The sequence below is a fragment of the Bartonella sp. AA1HLJMS genome (assembly GCF_042197445.1).
GTDB lineage: Bacteria > Pseudomonadota > Alphaproteobacteria > Rhizobiales > Rhizobiaceae > Bartonella.
On record NZ_JBHIRW010000311.1, the window covers coordinates 1 to 530 of the forward strand.

1 protein-coding gene is annotated in these 530 nt (G+C 53.8%); it reads right to left on the reverse strand.

Annotated elements, in window-relative coordinates:
- Positions 1-530 (reverse strand): DUF637 domain-containing protein (locus ACFIQE_RS11375; protein ID WP_375707797.1); only part of this gene is annotated, 530 nt, incomplete at both ends.

Below are 530 nucleotides of genomic sequence, written 5' to 3' on the forward strand. Positions count from 1 at the left end.
TGGGCAACGATCTGCGTGACCGTATCTATTTTGCCTTCAGCCTTGGCGGTACCGATTTCTTCCGCCAACGATTTGCCAACCGTATCAGACAGGGCGATGCGCAGATTGTTAAAAAAGTTCTTGTCAAGAGAACCACCCTCAAGAGCCGTTTGCACGCCTGTGCCAATGGCGGCTTTGATCAAGTTCTTTTCCGCCTCACGGGTGATGCGATCAACCAGAGGAGCGGTTTTGGGCAAAGATTGTCCAACACCAGCCATTTCGGTTAGTTGGCTGGTTAAGCCTGCTGTCAACATCGATGAGACAATGCTGAGAACATTCTTTGAAGAGCCAAGCTCATGCAAGGCACCGGCAATATTGCCGCGATTGTTAACAAGAGCCACAGCGCTTTTGTTAATCAGCGCTTGGACACCTGCCTGTATCGCCGCATTCATGGCGGTGCTCGAGCCAAGCCCCAAAGCACCGGTAATGGCACTGGCAGCGCCCGAGGCTGCTCCACCCGTAACCGCCGTGACAGCCAATGCCACGAGAGC